The 15,522-nt window shown below is 61.8% G+C and carries 14 protein-coding genes; 10 read left to right on the top strand and 4 right to left on the bottom strand.

Annotation, left to right across the window (positions count from 1 at the left end):
• The first annotated feature begins 5 nt into the window (after positions 1-5).
• The 10 genes from AACY42_RS11605 to AACY42_RS11560 all read left to right on the top strand — a co-directional run bounded on the left by AACY42_RS11605 (position 6) and on the right by AACY42_RS11560 (position 10,663).
• On the top strand, positions 6-1,022 hold the full coding sequence (locus AACY42_RS11605; protein ID WP_339479415.1) for an AraC family transcriptional regulator: 1,017 nt from the start codon (positions 6-8) through the stop codon (positions 1,020-1,022).
• Positions 1,023-1,175: 153 nt separating this feature from the next.
• Positions 1,176-2,147: an NAD-dependent epimerase gene (locus AACY42_RS11600; protein WP_339479414.1), complete on the top strand. Its 972-nt coding sequence runs from the start codon at positions 1,176-1,178 to the stop codon at positions 2,145-2,147.
• A 32-nt stretch (positions 2,148-2,179) separates the two neighbouring features.
• On the top strand, positions 2,180-2,923 hold the full coding sequence (locus AACY42_RS11595) for a glycosyltransferase family 2 protein (protein ID WP_339479413.1): 744 nt from the start codon (positions 2,180-2,182) through the stop codon (positions 2,921-2,923).
• A 1-nt stretch (position 2,924) separates the two neighbouring features.
• Positions 2,925-3,218: a lipid-A-disaccharide synthase N-terminal domain-containing protein gene (locus tag AACY42_RS11590; protein WP_339479412.1), complete on the top strand. Its 294-nt coding sequence runs from the start codon at positions 2,925-2,927 to the stop codon at positions 3,216-3,218.
• A 67-nt stretch (positions 3,219-3,285) separates the two neighbouring features.
• On the top strand, positions 3,286-4,743 hold the full coding sequence (locus AACY42_RS11585) for an ArnT family glycosyltransferase (RefSeq protein WP_339479454.1): 1,458 nt from the start codon (positions 3,286-3,288) through the stop codon (positions 4,741-4,743).
• Between the two features lie 230 nt (positions 4,744-4,973).
• Positions 4,974-6,638 carry an AMP-binding protein gene (locus AACY42_RS11580; protein ID WP_339479411.1) on the top strand — a complete coding sequence of 555 codons (1,665 nt, stop codon included), beginning with the start codon at positions 4,974-4,976 and terminating at the stop codon, positions 6,636-6,638.
• A 16-nt stretch (positions 6,639-6,654) separates the two neighbouring features.
• Positions 6,655-7,416: an SDR family NAD(P)-dependent oxidoreductase gene (locus tag AACY42_RS11575; RefSeq protein ID WP_339479410.1), complete on the top strand. Its 762-nt coding sequence runs from the start codon at positions 6,655-6,657 to the stop codon at positions 7,414-7,416.
• A 15-nt stretch (positions 7,417-7,431) separates the two neighbouring features.
• On the top strand, positions 7,432-8,619 hold the full coding sequence (locus AACY42_RS11570; RefSeq protein ID WP_339479409.1) for an acetyl-CoA C-acyltransferase: 1,188 nt from the start codon (positions 7,432-7,434) through the stop codon (positions 8,617-8,619).
• Positions 8,620-8,628: 9 nt separating this feature from the next.
• Complete coding sequence (locus AACY42_RS11565) at positions 8,629-9,756, top strand: acyl-CoA dehydrogenase (RefSeq protein WP_339479408.1); 1,128 nt, start codon at positions 8,629-8,631, stop codon at positions 9,754-9,756.
• A gap of 133 nt (positions 9,757-9,889) precedes the next feature.
• Positions 9,890-10,663, top strand: a complete 774-nt coding sequence (locus AACY42_RS11560; RefSeq protein WP_339479407.1) for an enoyl-CoA hydratase — start codon at positions 9,890-9,892, stop codon at positions 10,661-10,663.
• Positions 10,664-10,835: 172 nt separating this feature from the next.
• On the opposite strand, the gene AACY42_RS11555 is transcribed toward AACY42_RS11560, so the two are convergent.
• The 4 genes from AACY42_RS11555 to AACY42_RS11540 form a co-directional block, all read right to left on the bottom strand.
• On the bottom strand, positions 10,836-11,987 hold the full coding sequence (locus tag AACY42_RS11555; RefSeq protein WP_339479406.1) for an acyl-CoA dehydrogenase family protein: 1,152 nt from the start codon (positions 11,985-11,987) through the stop codon (positions 10,836-10,838).
• 3 nt (positions 11,988-11,990) lie between these two features.
• A complete protein-coding gene (locus AACY42_RS11550; RefSeq protein WP_339479405.1) occupies positions 11,991-13,097 on the bottom strand; it encodes an enoyl-CoA hydratase/isomerase family protein in 1,107 nt (368 codons plus the stop codon).
• Between the two features lie 134 nt (positions 13,098-13,231).
• Complete coding sequence (locus AACY42_RS11545; protein ID WP_339479404.1) at positions 13,232-13,939, bottom strand: HPP family protein; 708 nt, start codon at positions 13,937-13,939, stop codon at positions 13,232-13,234.
• 176 nt (positions 13,940-14,115) lie between these two features.
• Entirely contained in the window at positions 14,116-15,495 is a 1,380-nt protein-coding gene (locus AACY42_RS11540) for a UDP-glucose dehydrogenase family protein (RefSeq protein WP_339479403.1), read from the bottom strand.
• Positions 15,496-15,522: the final 27 nt, after the last annotated feature.

Genomic DNA, 15,522 nt, shown 5'->3' with positions numbered 1-15,522 from the left:
GCGCCATGTCGAAAAAAGACACCATCTCCATTCAGTTGGTACGTGAGGCGCTGCTGCAAAGCTGCGCCCCCGGAGCGGCTACCGATGAGGTCCTGAGCAAGGTCGGCATAGACCCAGCGTTGCTCGACGACGCCCAGGCGCGGGTCCCGGCCCATGCCTATGCGCGGCTTTGGCGTTTGCTCGCCCGACGCCTGGATGACGAGTTTTTTGGCATGGACCCGCGTAAGCTCAAATCCGGCAGCTTGGCGTTTCTCTGCCAGTGCGCCATGGCCCAGCCCACGCTGGCGAGCGGCTTGACGGCGGGGCTGGGGTTTCTGTCGCTGATGCTCGAACACCTGCCGGCACAGTGGGTGCGCCAGCAAAGCTTGGCGGAGATCGTGCTGCTGGAAGACGATCAGCACCCGCGTCGGGCCTTTACCTATTTCACCTACTGGATGATCGTGCATGGCGTGGCCTGCTGGCTGGTCGGACGGCGCATTCCCATTCTTTCCGTCGACCTGCGCTGCCCGGCGCCGGATTTCTGCGACGACTATCGGGTGATGTTCTCCCAGAACCTGCGCTTTGACCGGCCGCGCACCCGAATGATTTTCGCAGCTGAATGCCTCGACCTGCCGATCAGGCGCAACGCTGATGAGCTCAAGCGCTTCCTGGCCCAGGCCCCGGCCAACATCCTGGTCAAATACCGCAATCGGCAAAGCCTGGCCAGCCGTATCCGGCACGACCTGCGACAGCTGCCTGCCGAACAGTGGCCGGAAACCGAGACCCTGGCCCAGCAGTTGTGCGTGTCCGCGTCCACCTTGCGCCGACGCCTGGCGGAGGAGGGCCAGACCTACCAAGGCCTCAAGGACAGCGTGCGCAAGGATCTGGCAATCACTTGGCTGGCCGAGCCCTCCATCAGTTTCGTCGAAATCGCCTCGCGCCTGGGCTTTGCCGATGCCAGCTCCTTCTACAAGGCGTTTCGCAAATGGTCCGGGTCCAACCCGGGGCATTATCGCAGCCTGATTCTCAACGACATCAACTGACCGGTTGCCGGGCAGCGCCGAACAGGGATTTCGCTTAGCTGACTGGCACGCTCATAAAACCGTCATTTTTCTTTGATACAAGCCTGTGCAGGCCCCGGAAAAACCGGGCCATCCATCAGGGTAATGTATGCACGTGACCGTTTTGGGCAGCGTATGAGCGTATTGGTCACCGGCGCCGCAGGGTTTATCGGTTTTCATACGGCCAGGCGGCTGTGCCGCGAGGGCCATCAGGTCATCGGCATCGACAACCTCAACAGCTACTACAGCGTCGAGCTGAAGCAGGCGCGACTGGCGTTGCTGGCCGAATACCGCAACTTCCGCTTTCTGCGGCTGGACGTGGCCGACAAGCAGGCGCTGCTGGACCTGTTTGCACAAAACCCATTCGAGCAAGTCGTCCACCTGGCGGCCCAAGCCGGCGTGCGCTATTCCATCGATAATCCCGACCTGTATGCGCAAAGCAACCTGATGGGCTTTCTCAACGTGTTGGAAGCGTGCCGTGCCCACCGGCCGGCGCACCTGGTGTTCGCCTCGAGCAGCTCGGTGTATGGCTTGAACGACCAGTTGCCATACGCCACGACCGACCCGGTGGATCAGCCGGTGTCCCTTTATGCGGCGACCAAGCGCGCCAATGAACTGATGGCCCACGCTTACTCGCATCTCTACGGTATTCCCACCACCGGCCTGCGTTTTTTTACTGTCTATGGACCTTGGGGACGGCCCGACATGGCGCCGTTCAAATTCACCGACGCCATCCTCAACGGTCGCGCCATCGACCTCTACAACGATGGTGCGATGTCGCGGGACTTCACCTATATCGACGACATCGTCGAAGGGCTGATGCGGTTATTACCACTGCCGCCTGCCAATGAGTCGGGCGTGCGCAACAAGGTCTACAACATCGGATTCGGCGCCCCGGTGAAGCTCCTGCAGTTTGTCGAATGCCTTGAAGAGTCACTGGGCATCCCCGCAATAAAGCATTTCTTGCCGTTGCAACCGGGCGACGTGGTCGACACGTGGGCGGACACGCGCGAGCTCGAAGCCCACGTAGGGTTTCGCCCGCAGGTTGCGGTGCCCGTCGGGGTGCAGTCGTTTGTCGATTGGTACCGCGACTATTACCGCGCTTAACCCCTCAGTCCTCAGCTTTTTACTGGAGCGTCATGCACGAACCCCCTTATGTGTCGGTCCTGATTCCGGCAAAGAACGAAGCAGGCAACCTCATTCCACTGCTCGAAGAGGTGCGTGCGGCACTGGTCGACGAGGCTTTTGAGGTCATCGTGGTCGACGATGGCAGCACCGATGCCACCGCCGCTGAATTACGAACGCTGCAAGTCAGCGGCTATCGTCAGTTGCGGTTGCTCAGCCACACCCGTTCCCTCGGACAGAGCACCTCGATCTACCACGCCGCTGAAGTGGCACGCGGGCATTGGTTGGCAACCCTGGATGGTGACGGTCAGAACGACCCGGCCGACCTGCCGAAAATGCTCGACCTGGTGCGTGGCTCCGAAGGCACACCCGCGGGCGTCAAGCTGGTGGCGGGGCATCGGGTCAATCGCCGGGACACGGCGAGCAAGCGTTGGGCCTCGCGATTTGCCAATAAACTGCGCGCCAGCCTGCTCAAGGACCAGACCCCCGATACCGGTTGCGGCATCAAATTGATCGAGCGTGAGGCGTTTCTGCGGCTGCCGTATTTCGATCATATGCACCGTTTTATTCCGGCACTGATCCGCCGTCAAAACGGCCGGATGCTGGTTCAGCCGGTGAATCACCGTGAGCGCGGGGCCGGGGTGTCCAACTACGGCAACTTGGACCGGGCGCTGGTGGGCATTGTCGATCTGTTTGGGGTGTGGTGGCTGATCAAACGCACCCGCCTGGACGTCAACGCACAAGAAACCGAGGCTTGAAATGGGCAGAGAATCGTTGTGGTTGGCCGTTGGCTTCGCGGGTCAATTGGCATTCACCGGGCGTTTTGCCCTGCAATGGCTGTACAGCGAATACAAGAAGCGCAGCATGATTCCCGTTGGTTTCTGGTACCTGAGCATCATCGGTAGCGCGCTGTTGTTGGCCTATGCCATTTACCGCGAGGACCCGGTGTTCATTGTCGGCCAGTCCTTCGGGCTTATCGTTTACCTGCGCAATTTGCAGTTGATCGCCAAGCATCATGAGCAGGAAAACCCCGAACTGGCCAAAAAGGGCTGAGACGGTGCGGATACGACTATCTTCCTCGCGACTCGAGCTCCTGGCGTTTGTGGTATTGGCCTTGATCATGGTGGGTGCCGGCCTGGGCTGGCGCGAACCGATGAACGTCGATGAGGAGCGCTTCCTTGGCGTTGCCCTGGAGATGCTGCAGAACGGCTCATGGTTCATTCCCCATCGTGCAGGTGAAATCTACGCCGACAAACCGCCGCTGTTCATGTGGACAGTGGCGTTGTTCGTGCAACTGACCCACCTGCCCAAAGTCGCTCTGTACTTGCCCGCGCTGCTGGCAGGCGGCGTAACCACTGCGTGCCTGTATGACCTGGGCCGGCGCTTGTGGGGACGGCGCGTGGGGGTGATCGCGGTGCTCTTGTTTCTCGCTACCTACCAGACCTACAGCATCCTGCGCACCGGGCAGATCGACGGTTTTCTTGCGCTCTGGACCATCTTGGGAATCTATGGCCTGTGCCGGCATGTGTTGCTCGGCCCGGCCTGGCGTTGGTACTACCTGGCTTGTGCGGCGATGGGATTTGGGGTCATCGGCAAAGGCGTGGGGTTTCTGCCGGTGTTGCTGCTGGTTCCCTACGCCTATGCGCTGCGCAAAGGTTGGAAAGGGGTGGTGGCCATGCCTGGCCAGGCAGGACGCTGGTGGCTGGGGCTGCTCGTAGCATTGGCCGCCATCGCGTTATGGCTGGGGCCTTTGCTGATGATTGTCTGGCAGGGCAGTGCCGACAGCCTGACGTACGCCCAGCAAATCCTGTTCAAGCAGACCGCTGGGCGTTATGCCAACGCATGGGAACACCGCGAACCCTTCTGGTATTTCTTCGTCCAGGTGATTCCGAAGTACTGGCTGCCGATAGTGTTCATGCTCCCCTGGCTGGTGCCGGCCTGGCGTAAACAACTGCTCAAGCACGACGCTCGGGTGTTGGTGCTGCTCGGTTGGGTACTGCTGGTGTTGCTGTTCTTTAGCCTGAGCAGTGGTAAGCGCAAGCTGTATGTCTTTCCTGCGTTACCCGCGTTGATTCTAGTGGTGGCGCCGCTTGTGCCGTGGATGCTGCGCCGCTGGTTTGGCGCGCGGCCGAGGGGTAGGGTGCTCTTCAATGTATTGGCTGCACTGTGGTTGTGTGCCTGGTGTGTACGCGGCTTCGTCGAGCCCCACAAGGAAGGCATCAACCCCCACGAACCCCTTATGCACGATGTCGCGAGGCTGACCTCAAATGCCGAGCTGGTGCTTGTGGGGTGGCGTGAGGGCCACTGGTTGTTTGCGCAGCAACCCATCGTGCATTTCGGCTTTTATAACGGCAACGCCCTGGAACAATCCGTCACTTGGCTGCGCAGCCATCCGCAGGCCTTCGCCCTGGTGCCCGCTCAGGACCTGGGCCGTTGTTATGACCCGCAAAAAGCGCGTCGGGTAGGCAATACCTCAAGGGCCGAGTGGTTCCTGGTGGGGGCTGATGCGGACAACCAGCGTTGCCAGTCGCCGGCACCGGAGAAGGTGTATTCGTTTGCCTGGCAGCAGCCCTTGTAGCGGCGAGCACGTTCGCGCCCACAGAGGCTTGGACGATCACCCAATCGCAGTCCACCACAAATCCCTTGCTCGCGATGAGGGCCGAAAGAACACCACATTCCTAAACCATGGCCAAACCAGTCAAGCAACTTGAAAGCTTTGACCATTGCCGCCACCGCCCTTCGGCGCGAGTATTTGCCTGCTATTCACGGTTCCCCCCAACCAATAAAAAACACCGAGGGATGCTGGTCATGCGCGATTATTCGTCCGCCACGTCGCAGTTCGATTACCTGCACACTGTCAACGCCGCACTGCATGGCTCACTCGAGGCGCTCAATGCCTGTGTCGAGTGTTGTGACCGGCATGCGTTGCCGGGGCGTATCGCCTTGTTCTGGGAGGGTCGTGACGGCAGCGAAGCTACCTGGACTTACCGTGACCTGCAGGACAACGCCGCGCGGTTCGCCAATTTTCTGCGCGCCCAAGGCATCGGCAAGGGCGACAAAGTGGCCGGCCTGCTGCCGCGCACCGCTGAACTGCTGATTGTGGTACTCGCCACCTGGCGCATCGGGGCGGTGTATCAACCGCTGTTCACCGCATTCGGGCCCAAGGCCATCGAGCACCGCCTCGGCAGCTCGGGGGCGCGCTTGGTCGTCACCGATGCGGTCAACCGTCACAAGCTCGACGAAGTCGCCGCTTGCCCCACCATCGTCACGGTCGGCGGCGAAAAGGGCCAGGGCATCGTGCGCGGCGACTACAGTTTCTGGGCCGAGGTGGCGAACCACTCCAGCCAGTGCGAACCGCTGATGCTCAGCGGCGAAGACCCGTTCCTGCTGATGTTCACCTCCGGCACCACGGGGCCTGCCAAGGCGCTGTCGGTGCCGCTCAAGGCCATTGTTGCGTTCCAGAGCTACACCCGTGACGCGGTAGACCTGCGCCCTGAAGACGCCTTCTGGAACGTCGCCGACCCGGGCTGGGCCTACGGCATCTATTTTGGCGTGACCGGGCCGCTGGCGATGGGGCATCCGATTACCTTCTACGATGGCCCGTTCACCCTGGAAAGCACCTGCCGGGTCATCAACAAATATGGCATCACCAACCTGACCGGCTCACCCACGGCCTATCGCCTGTTGATTGCCGGTGGCGAGCCCTTTGCCCGGTCGATCAAGGGCAAGCTGCGCATCGTCAGCAGCGCCGGTGAGCCGTTGAACCCGGAGGTGATCCGTTGGTTCGCCGACAACCTGAACGTGGTGATCCACGACCATTATGGCCAGACCGAACTGGGCATGGTGCTGTGCAACCACCATGGGCTGGAACATCCGGTCCACCTGGGCGCGGCCGGTTTTGCCTCGCCGGGCCATCGGATTGTGGTGCTGGATGAAAATCAGCGCGAGTTGGGCGTAGGCCAGCCGGGCATTCTCGCGCTGGACCGCAGCCAGTCGCCCATGTGTTGGTTCGCCGGTTACGAGGGCGGGCCGACCAAGGCTTTCGTCGGTGACTACTACTTGAGCGGCGACACCGTGGAACTGAACCCGGACGGCAGCATCAGTTTCGTGGGCCGTAGCGACGACGTGATCACCACCTCCGGCTACCGGGTCGGTCCGTTCGACGTGGAAAGCGCGTTGATCGAACACCCGGCCGTGGTGGAAGCGGCGGTGATCGGCAAGCCCGATCCGGAACGCACCGAGTTGGTGAAGGCCTTCGTGGTACTCAGCGCGCAGTTCCGTGCCTCGTCGCAGTTGGCCGAAGAATTGCGCCTGCACGTGCGCAAGCGCCTGGCAGCCCATGCGTATCCCCGTGAAATCGAATTTGTCAGCGACTTGCCGAAAACCCCGAGCGGCAAATTGCAGCGCTTTATCTTGCGCAACCAGGAGATCGCCAAAGCCCAAGAGGCGGCGGCGCAGAACGTTTCAGCTTGAATCCAAGGAAACCATGATGCAGATCGACAACAAGATTTTCCTCGTCAGCGGCGGCGCTTCCGGCCTCGGCGCGGCCACCGGCGAAATGCTGGTCAAGGCCGGTGCCAAGGTGATGCTGGTGGACCTCAACGCCGACGCCGTGGCCGCCCAGGCGCAAAAACTGGGCTGCCAGAGCGTGGTGGCCGACATCAGCAACGAAACAGCGGCTGAAGCGGCGGTGAGGGCCACGGTCGATGCGTTCGGTGGCCTCAATGGCCTGGTGAACTGCGCCGGTATCGTGCGCGGCGAGAAGATCCTCGGCAAGAACGGTCCCCACGCCCTGGCCAGCTTCAGTCAGGTGATCAACGTCAACCTGATCGGCAGCTTTAACCTGCTGCGCCTGGCGGCTGCTGCCATTGCCGAAACGGAGGCCAACGCCGACGGCGAGCGCGGGGTGATCATCAATACGGCGTCGGTGGCGGCCTTCGATGGACAGATCGGCCAAGCGGCTTACGCAGCCTCCAAAGGCGCCATCGCCAGCCTGACGTTGCCGGCCGCCCGTGAGCTGGCGCGTTTCGGCATCCGGGTGATGACCATTGCGCCAGGGATTTTCGAGACCCCGATGATGGCCGGCATGACCCCGCAAGTACGCGATTCCCTGGCCTCCGGCGTGCCGTTTCCGCCACGCCTTGGGAAACCTTCCGAGTACGCGGCGCTGGTCAGGCATATCATTGAGAACAGCATGCTCAACGGTGAGGTGATCCGTCTCGACGGTGCCTTGCGTATGGCAGCCAAATAATCAGGAGGATTCATGATGTCCGACGACCCGATTGTCATCGTCAGCGCCGTCCGCACCCCCATGGGTGGTTTCCAGGGTGAACTGAAAAGCCTCAGTGCCCCGCAGCTGGGTGCTGCCGCCATCAAGGCCGCCGTGGAGCGTGCCGGCATCGCACCCCGCGCGGTTGAAGAAGTGTTGTTCGGTTGCGTACTCGCCGCCGGCCTGGGCCAGGCACCGGCGCGTCAAGCCGCGCTGGGCGCCGGCCTCGACAAGTCGACCCGCTGCACCACGCTCAACAAGATGTGTGGCTCGGGCATGGAAGCGGCGATCCTCGCCCATGACATGCTCATCGCCGGCAGCGCCGACGTGGTGGTGGCCGGCGGCATGGAAAGCATGTCCAACGCACCGTACCTGCTCGATCGTGCCCGCAGCGGTTACCGAATGGGCCATGGCCGGGTGCTTGACCACATGTTCCTCGACGGCCTGGAAGACGCCTACGACAGCGGTCGGCTGATGGGCACTTTCGCCGAAGATTGCGCCGAGGCCAATGGCTTGAGTCGCGAGGCCCAGGATGCATTCGCCATTGCGTCCACCACCCGCGCCCAGCAGGCGATCAAGGATGGCAGTTTCGACGCCGAGATCGTGCCGTTGCAGGTCATGGTCGGCAAAGAGCCAGTGACGGTGTCCCACGACGAGCAGCCACCCAAGGCCCGGATCGACAAAATCGCTTCGCTCAAACCGGCGTTCCGCGCGGGCGGCACGGTAACGGCAGCCAACGCCAGCTCCATTTCCGATGGCGCCGCGGCGCTGGTGCTGATGCGCCAGAGCCAGGCTACCCAGCGTGCCCTCAAGCCTCTGGCGGTGATCCATGGTCACGCGGCGTTTGCCGATGCCCCGAACCTGTTTCCCACCGCCCCGATTGGCGCCGTGAGGAAACTGATGCAAAAAACTGGTTGGTCGCTGGATCAAGTCGACCTGTTCGAAGTCAACGAAGCCTTTGCCGTGGTGGGACTGGTGACCATGGGCAAGTTGGAAATCGCCCATGACAAGGTCAATGTCCACGGCGGGGCCTGCGCGCTGGGCCACCCGATTGGCGCATCTGGCGCGCGGATTCTGGTGACCCTGCTCTCGGCCCTGCGCCAGAAAGGCTTGAAGCGCGGCGTTGCGGCGATCTGCATCGGCGGCGGCGAAGCCACGGCCATGGCTGTCGAATGCCTGTATTAAGGAATCACCATGCTTGCGACTGAAGAACAGACCCAAATCCGCGACATGGCCCGGCAGTTCGCCGAGGAACGCTTGAAACCGTTCGCCGCCGAATGGGACCGCGAACACCGATTCCCCCGGGAAGCCATCGATGAAATGGCCGAGCTGGGCTTCTTCGGCATGCTGGTGCCGGAGCAGTGGGGCGGTTGTGAAACCGGTTACCTGGCCTATGCGATGACTCTGGAGGAAGTCGCCGCCGGTGACGGTGCGTGCTCGACCATCATGAGCGTGCACAACTCGGTGGGCTGCGTGCCGATCCTCAAGTTCGGCAGCGATGAGCAGAAGGCAAAATTCCTCACACCCCTGGCCAGTGGTGCGATGCTCGGCGCGTTCGCCCTGACCGAACCCCAGGCCGGTTCAGACGCCAGCAGCCTGAAGACGCGGGCGCGGCTGGCAGGTGATCATTACGTACTCAACGGCTGCAAGCAGTTCATCACGTCCGGGCAGAACGCCGGGGTGGTGATTGTGTTCGCGGTGACCGATCCGAGCGCCGGCAAGCGTGGCATCAGTGCGTTCATCGTGCCGACCGATTCGCCGGGCTACAGCGTGGCCCGGGTCGAAGACAAACTCGGCCAGCACGCCTCCGACACCTGCCAGATCCTCTTCGAGGATGTGAAGGTGCCGGTGGGCAATCGCCTGGGCGAGGAGGGCGAGGGCTACAAAATCGCCCTGGCGAACCTGGAAGGGGGGCGCGTGGGCATCGCGGCGCAGGCGGTGGGCATGGCCCGCGCCGCGTTCGAGGCGGCTCGGGACTATGCTCGGGAACGCTCCAGTTTCGGCAAACCGATCATCGAGCACCAGGCCGTGGCGTTCCGCCTGGCCGACATGGCGACCCAGATCGCCGTGGCCCGGCAAATGGTGCACTACGCCGCCGCCCTGCGAGACAGTGGCCAGCCGGCGCTGGTGGAGGCCTCCATGGCCAAGCTGTTTGCCTCGGAAATGGCTGAAAAAGTCTGCTCCATGGCGTTGCAAACCCTGGGCGGGTACGGTTACCTCAACGACTTCCCGCTGGAACGCATCTACCGCGACGTGCGGGTCTGCCAGATCTACGAAGGCACCAGCGACATTCAGCGCATGGTCATTTCGCGCAATCTTTGAGTAGGAGCTGCCGCAGGCTGCGATCTTTTGATTTTGCTCTTTCGTTCAAGACTCAACTGGCAGGAAAAGATCGCAGCCTTCGGCAGCTCCTACAGGGCATCGAGCCAAATACAGCGCTTAACAGGAGTTATACATGAGCTACGAAACGATTTTATTGGAGATCAAGGACCGCGTCGGCCTGATCACCCTCAACCGTCCCCAGGCATTGAACGCCTTGAATGCGCAGATCGTCAGCGAGCTGAACCAGGCGTTGGACAGCCTGGAGGCTGATCCGAAGATTGGCTGCATCGTGCTGACCGGCTCGAAAAAAGCCTTTGCCGCCGGTGCTGACATCAAGGAAATGGCCGAGCTGACCTACCCACAGATCTACCTGGACGACCTGTTCAGCGACAGCGACCGCGTGGCCAACCGCCGCAAGCCGATCATCGCGGCGGTGAACGGTTTTGCCTTGGGCGGTGGCTGCGAGCTGGCGTTGATGTGCGACTTCATTCTGGCCGGTGACAACGCCAAGTTCGGCCAGCCGGAGATTAATCTCGGCGTGCTGCCAGGCATGGGCGGTACCCAGCGCCTGACCCGGGCGGTGGGCAAGGCCAAGGCCATGGAAATGTGCCTGACCGGGCGCTTCATCGATGCGGTGGAAGCCGAGCGTTGCGGCATCGTTGCGCGGATCGTACCGGCCGATGAGCTGCTGGACGAGGCGCTGAAAACCGCCGCGCTGATCGCCGCCAAGTCGTTGCCCATCAGCATGATGGTCAAGGAAAGCGTCAACCGCGCCTTTGAGGTCAGCCTGTCTGAAGGTGTGCGTTTTGAGCGCCGGGTATTCCATGCGGCGTTTGCGACGCAGGATCAGAAAGAAGGCATGGCGGCGTTCGTGGCCAAGCGGGCGGCGGAGTTCCAGGACAAGTAAGGCAGCGTGCTCACTGGCGCCATTGCGAGCAGGCTCGCTCCCACAGGGGATTCGGGGTGTATGCAGCCTTTGAGTACGCCATCGGATCCTGTGGGAGCTGGGCTTGCCCGCGATGCATTGCTTTGACAGATGTACCGCCATCGCGAGCCTGCTCGCGATGGTTTTCCAGCCATCACACCAGGTAGTGTTTCAACTCCCGGGCAATCACCATTCGCTGTATCTCACTTGACCCTTCGTAGATCTGAGTAATCCGCGCATCGCGGTAGTAGCGCTCTACCGGATAATCCTCGAGATACCCGTATCCACCATGAATCTGTATGGCCGAGGAGCAGACTTTCTCGGCCATTTCCGAGGCGAACAGCTTGGCCTGGGAGGCTTCTGACAGGCACGGCTTGCCGGCGCTGCGCAGGCGTGCGGCGTGGAGGATAAGCAGACGGGTGGCGTTGATGCGGGTGTGCATGTCGGCCAGCAGGTTGGCGATGCTCTGGTGCTCGATGATCGGCTTGTCGAACTGAACGCGATCGCGCGCGTAAGCCAGCGCCGCGTCAAAGGCGGCACGGGCGATGCCCAAGGCTTGCGCCGCGATGCCAATGCGGCCGCCTTCCAGGTTGGAGAGGGCGATCGCCAGGCCTTTACCGCGAGCCCCCAACAGGTTGGCCTCCGGGATGGTGCAATTGCTCAAGGTGACCGCGCAGGTGTCCGAGGCGCGGATGCCCATTTTGTGTTCGGTGCGATCAACGATGAAACCCGGCGTATCGGTGGGCACCAGGAACGCCGAAATGCCTTTCTTGCCCAGTTCCGGGTCCGTTACGGCAAACACGATCGCCAGTTTCGCTCGCTTGCCATTGCTGACGAACTGCTTGGCGCCGTTGATGACCCACTGGCCACCGCGCAATTCGGCCCGGGTGCGCAGGTTGTGGGCTTCGGACCCGGCCTGAGGTTCGGTGAGGCAAAAGCAGCCAATGGCCTGGCCACTGGCGAGGTCGGCCAGCCACGTCTGCTTTTGTTCATCGGTGCCGAAATTCAGGACCGGCCCGCACCCCACCGAGTTGTGGATGCTCATCAGCGCCCCGGTGGCACCGTCGCCGGCGGAGATTTCCTCTACCGCCAGGGCATAGGCGACGTAATCGACGTAGGTGCCGCCCCATTCTTCCGGCACTACCATTCCCAACAGGCCCAGTTCGCCCATTTTTGCCACCAGGCCGTCGTCAATCCAGCCGGCTTTTTCCCAGGCTTGGGCGTGGGGGGCGATTTCACCACGGGCGAAGTCCCGGGCCATGTCGCGGATCATCACTTGTTCTTCGGTCAGTTCGAGGTCATGCATGGCTCAGTTCCCGTGGTCATCGAAGCCGTCGAAGAAACTCGCCACATGGTCGGCGTCCAGCGCCTCCAGGGTCGGAGGGTTCCAACGCGGGTTCTTGTCTTTGTCGATCAGCAAGGCGCGCACGCCTTCGATCAGGTCACCGCGTTCGAACCATTGCCGGTCCAGATGCAGTTCCAGGGCAAAACAGTCTTCCAGGCTCAAATGCCGACCGCGCCGCAACATTTCCAGGGTCACGGCCATGGCCAGGGGAGAGCGGCTGTCCAGCAGTTCGGCGGTCTTTATCGCCCATTCGTGACTGTTGGCGACGGTGACCTGGCGCAACTGCTCGACCATGCTCGGCACGTCGGGCAGGCCAAAGAAATGGTCGATGGCTGGCCGAAAGTCAGCCAGGGGCGGGGCAGGCAGCTGTTGCACACCGAGTTTGGCCAGCAGGCTTTGCAGGTCCTTGAGCGGCGTGTCATGCCATTCCAGCCGATTGAGGCGCTCGTCGAGCTGCTTGAGTTTGCGGCTGTCGATATACCAGTCGGCCAACCCGCAATACAACGCGTCGGCAGCACGGATCTGTACGCCACTGACCCCCAGGTAGATGCCCAGCTCACCGGGAATGCGTGGCAGGAAATAGCTGCCGCCCACGTCCGGAAAATAACCGATACCGACTTCCGGCATGCCCAGGCGGCTGCGTTCGGTCACGACCCGCAGGTCGGCGCCTTGTACCAGGCCCATACCGCCACCCAGCACGAAGCCATCCATCAAGGCGAGGATCGGTTTGCGGTAGTGGTGAATTGTCAGGTCGAGGGCGTATTCCTCGACGAAGAAATCTTCGTGCAGGGTGTCGCCCTGCTTGTGGCTGTCGTACAGCGAGCGGATATCACCGCCGGCGCAAAACGCCTTGTCGCCCGCGCCACGCAGTACCACGGCGCGGATCTGTGGGTCGAGGGCCCAGGTATCGAGTTGTTGCTGCAAGCTGCGCACCATGCCCAGGGTGAGGGCATTGAGGCCGGCGGGGCGGTTCAGGGTCAAGTGGCCAATCTGATTACGAACCTCGACCAGCACCTCATAGGCTGCGGTTTCGATGGTTTGCGCGGCTTGTGATGAAACCTGAGCTGTCATCGCTAACTCCCTGCTTTTATTCTTCTTTATGAATTGTGTCGCGCGTACCCATTCAAGATCGTACCAGTGCAAATTTGCATTGCACAACCGGGATACGTGCAGGTCCTTTCTGCATATTTATAGCAGCCACAGGCTCAACCGCGACCAGAGAGAACCTCCGCGATGCTGCGGCGCTTGGCATTTCGCTCGCTGGCGTGGATCAATTGCTCAAGATCTTCCGGCGTGACGTCAAAGAATGCTTCCATTTCCGCCAGGGCCAGTTTCAGGTCTTCGGCCGTGATCGCCTGCCGGTCGACGGGAGAGTGATCAGCCGGGATGACCACCCCCGGTTCGCTGGCACGCTTGGGATAGCGCACTCGCGTCAGGTTGTTGTAGGCCAGCGCAAAGACGAGCAGCCCGGAGCCGGCCAGCATGGCCGCACCGACGGCCTGCCAGCCCAAGGCACTGATCGACGGAGCGGCCAGCACCAACGTCGCCGCCAGGGCACCCGCCGGCGGGTGCAGGCAACGCAGCCAGCACATCAACACCAGCGCCATGCCCGCCGCCAGGCAGGCGCTACCCAGCGTGCGGCCCAATACATGGGCCACCAGCAACGCGACGACCGACGCACACAGGTAACCGCCGACAATCGACCAGGGCTGGGCGAGGGCACCTGATGACACCGCAAACAACAGCACCGCCGAGGCGCCGAGGGGACCGATCAGGTGTTGCGCCACTTCAAGGCCAAATACCTGCGCACAAAGCCAGACACTGAACATCGTCCCCAGCGCCATGCCGATGGCGGCGCGGCTCCATTCGGTGGGACGGGTGTTGATAGCGGCGGGGAACCAGCGAGAAAGCATTAAGCGACAATCCAAAAAACGAACAAAAAAAGGGGCTTACTGAAAAAACCCAGAAAGCCCTTTAAGTGTTCCAACAGTTGGGGGAGGAACGGCGCACAGTGTGCCGTTCACAACCCTTGCTTACAAATTCATAATAATGCTGGTTGAGTGCATTAATTTTGAGGTAACGCTACAGCTTATGCGCTTCTCGAAGCAGGGAACCACGTTTGCTGGGCAATGGGCAGGTTGCGCGACTGCCCGCGCCCCATCGGGAAATAGGTGAAACCCTTGTCCGCCATGCGCTCCGGTTCGAACAGGTTGCGGCCGTCGAAAATCACCGGGGCCTTGAGCCGTTGCCGGATCAGCTCGAAGTCCGGAGCCTTGAAGGGCTGCCATTCGGTGCAGATGACCAGCGCGTCGGCCCCCGGCAACACCGATTCCGGCGTGCCCATCAGCATCAATCGGGTTTCGTCGGGGTAGAGCAATTGCGTCTGCTGCATCGCCTCCGGGTCGAACGCGCGGACGCTGGCACCCGCGGCCCAAAGCGCTTCGAGCAAGGTGCGGCTCGGTGCGTCGCGCATGTCGTCAGTGTTGGGCTTGAAGGCCAGGCCCCACAGGGCGAAGGTCTTGCCGCGCAACTCGCCCTGGTAGAACGCATTGATCCGCTCGAACAGCTTGTGTTTCTGCCGCCCGTTGATGGCTTCCACCGCTTGCAGCAGGTCGCTGGAACAGTGGGCCTGCTCGGCGGTGTGGATCAGGGCGCGCATGTCCTTTGGAAAACATGAGCCGCCGTAGCCGCATCCCGGGTAGATGAAGTGGTAGCCGATGCGCGAGTCGGCGCCGATGCCCAGGCGTACGGACTCGATGTCGGCCCCCAGGTGTTCGGCCAGTTCGGCGATCTGATTGATAAAACTGATCTTGGTCGCCAGCATGCCGTTGGCGGCGTATTTGGTCAGCTCGGCACTGCGCAGGTCCATGAACAGGACACGGTCGTGGTTGCGGTTGAATGGGGCGTACAGGTCGCGCATGGTTTCACGTACTTCATCGCGCTCGCAGCCGATCACGATACGATCTGGACGACGGCAATCGGTAACCGCCGAGCCTTCCTTGAGGAACTCGGGGTTGGAGACAATATCGAACTGCAGCAGACGACTGGCCTTGAGCAGGCATTTGTCGATGTGCGTCCGCAGAACGTCGCCGGTGCCCACTGGCACGGTGGACTTCTCCACCACAATGAGCGGTTGCTCGCGGTAGCGGGCGACAGCCTCGCCGACGGCCAGGACCTGACTCAGATCGGCACTTCCATCGTCCCGGGAAGGCGTACCCACGGCGATAAACAGGACCTGGCCGTGTTGCACGGCAAGCTGTTCGTCACTGGTAAAGTGCAAGCGCCCGGCCTCCAGCCCTTCACGCACCAGCGTGGCCAGGCCCGGCTCGAAAATACTCACCTGGCCTTGGCGCAGGCTGTCGACCTTGCGCTCGTCTATGTCCATGCACACCACGTCATGGCCCACTTCAGCCAACACGGCGGCTTGCACCAAGCCTACGTAGCCACTTCCGAATACGCTGATTTTCATGGTGAGTTCCCTGGATCATTCCGAGCG

It is taken from the genome of Pseudomonas sp. RL_5y_Pfl2_73, assembly GCF_963970515.1.
Taxonomy (GTDB): Bacteria; Pseudomonadota; Gammaproteobacteria; order Pseudomonadales; family Pseudomonadaceae; genus Aquipseudomonas.
The sequence above is the reverse complement of the archived record's forward strand: the minus strand, read 5'-3'. Positions and strand labels throughout refer to the sequence as shown.

Excerpts from the sequence above, each read along its gene's own strand:
- AACY42_RS11605 (WP_339479415.1), top strand. The coding sequence starts at position 6 with ATGTCGAAAAAAGACACCATCTCCATTCAGTTGGTACGTGAGGCGCTG.
- AACY42_RS11600 (WP_339479414.1), top strand. The coding sequence starts at position 1,176 with ATGAGCGTATTGGTCACCGGCGCCGCAGGGTTTATCGGTTTTCATACG.
- AACY42_RS11595 (WP_339479413.1), top strand. The coding sequence starts at position 2,180 with ATGCACGAACCCCCTTATGTGTCGGTCCTGATTCCGGCAAAGAACGAA.
- AACY42_RS11590 (WP_339479412.1), top strand. The coding sequence starts at position 2,925 with ATGGGCAGAGAATCGTTGTGGTTGGCCGTTGGCTTCGCGGGTCAATTG.
- AACY42_RS11585 (WP_339479454.1), top strand. The coding sequence starts at position 3,286 with ATGGTGGGTGCCGGCCTGGGCTGGCGCGAACCGATGAACGTCGATGAG.
- AACY42_RS11580 (WP_339479411.1), top strand. The coding sequence starts at position 4,974 with ATGCGCGATTATTCGTCCGCCACGTCGCAGTTCGATTACCTGCACACT.
- AACY42_RS11575 (WP_339479410.1), top strand. The coding sequence starts at position 6,655 with ATGCAGATCGACAACAAGATTTTCCTCGTCAGCGGCGGCGCTTCCGGC.
- AACY42_RS11570 (WP_339479409.1), top strand. The coding sequence starts at position 7,432 with ATGTCCGACGACCCGATTGTCATCGTCAGCGCCGTCCGCACCCCCATG.
- AACY42_RS11565 (WP_339479408.1), top strand. The coding sequence starts at position 8,629 with ATGCTTGCGACTGAAGAACAGACCCAAATCCGCGACATGGCCCGGCAG.
- AACY42_RS11560 (WP_339479407.1), top strand. The coding sequence starts at position 9,890 with ATGAGCTACGAAACGATTTTATTGGAGATCAAGGACCGCGTCGGCCTG.
- AACY42_RS11555 (WP_339479406.1), bottom strand. The coding sequence starts at position 11,987 with ATGCATGACCTCGAACTGACCGAAGAACAAGTGATGATCCGCGACATG.
- AACY42_RS11550 (WP_339479405.1), bottom strand. The coding sequence starts at position 13,097 with ATGACAGCTCAGGTTTCATCACAAGCCGCGCAAACCATCGAAACCGCA.
- AACY42_RS11545 (WP_339479404.1), bottom strand. The coding sequence starts at position 13,939 with ATGCTTTCTCGCTGGTTCCCCGCCGCTATCAACACCCGTCCCACCGAA.
- AACY42_RS11540 (WP_339479403.1), bottom strand. The coding sequence starts at position 15,495 with ATGAAAATCAGCGTATTCGGAAGTGGCTACGTAGGCTTGGTGCAAGCC.